Origin of the sequence: uncultured Fibrobacter sp. (assembly GCF_937877005.1) — a bacterium.
Taxonomy (GTDB): Bacteria; Fibrobacterota; Fibrobacteria; order Fibrobacterales; family Fibrobacteraceae; genus Fibrobacter.
Genome location: NZ_CALEFV010000307.1, coordinates 1 through 1264, shown reverse-complemented (window position 1 = coordinate 1264; position 1264 = coordinate 1). Strand labels below are relative to the sequence as shown.

At 46.8% G+C, this 1264-nt stretch carries 2 protein-coding genes; both read left to right on the top strand.

Features of this window, described 5'->3' with window-relative positions; translation table 11 throughout:
• The first annotated feature begins 623 nt into the window (after positions 1–623).
• Entirely contained in the window at positions 624–923 is a 300-nt protein-coding gene (locus tag Q0628_RS13630) for a hypothetical protein (RefSeq protein WP_298771871.1), read from the top strand.
• A gap of 44 nt (positions 924–967) precedes the next feature.
• Positions 968–1264: TIGR02147 family protein (locus Q0628_RS13625; protein ID WP_298771869.1), on the top strand; the 297-nt coding region annotated here is incomplete at its 3' end.

The window sequence follows — 1264 nt, the reverse complement described above, 5'->3', positions numbered from 1 at the left end:
GTACTTTTCGGTACAACCCGGCAAGTCATCTTCAGAAGCGTAGACTTCGTCGAGGGCAGCTGCACCCGCATTTATAGAAGCGTTTGCGCCGTCGTCGCTATCGCCACAGGCGTAAACACCCGCCAAACAGACCGCAGCGACCGAACCCCAAGCAAGGTGAAATTTTTTAGCCATATCGTCTATCCCTTTTGCCTTTTTCTAAAACACTTTTGCAACAAATATATATTTGCCCTTCAGAGAATGTCAATAGCTTCTATGATACAATTTTATCCAAAAAGAAGAAATTACACATCATTTTAAGTAGTGTAACAAAATAATATACACATCTATGATACGAATAAAACTTTTCCACAATCACCAAATAGTCACAAAGGAATGTGATTCCTATGGTAAATATAGGTTTTCAAATCACCTTCGTCACAAATTTTTTAAGGAATTTTTACAGAGGACTGTGATATTGTGACATATCGCAACCGACAATCCAGGTTGCCGTATCATAAGCCGTATCACAACCCCGAAACAGTATCATGGGGGCACAAAAAAAATTCACAGACATCTGTGACGCCATTTTACAATTTCTGCCTATCTTATGTATCATAAAGCGTATCACAAAGAATTGTTACATGGGCAAAAGGCAGAAAAAAACTCCGGACTGGTTCGGTCTCGACGAAGACCGCTTTACCGAGGCGATGGCGAAAGTCATCCAGCGCCACCGTGCAGCCATCGGCATTTCCCGCGACAGGCTAGCCTTCGAGCTCAACCTGCACAAGAACACGCTTTACGGGGTCGAAGTGGGAGTCATGCGCAAGAGCGGGAACTTCGGGCGCACCCAGCTCACCATGCTCAACTTTATCCACATGGCTGCATTTTTCAAGATCGACCCCGGCGAGCTCCTGAAAGAAATTTTAGAAGAGATTTCATGATACACGGCGTTGATACATTCTAGTTTTTTACTATTTTTCGGGACATGCGTCCCATTATCGAATACAACAACTACCGCCGATACATCCAGGACTTCTACCAAGAAAAGAAGAAGATGGTCGGCTTTTCGTGGCGTGACTTCGCCCGCTCCGCCAAGTTTTCCTCGCCCGTATTCCTGAAACTGGTCTGCGACGGCAAGAGCGGACTTTCGGACGACGCCGCCAACCGGGTCGCCAGCGCGATGGACCTGGCAGGATTCGAATTCGACTACTTTACGGCCCTGGTGCGGTTCAACCAGGCGAAAAACGACAACTTGCGCGACGAGACGTTCGCCGAGCTCAAG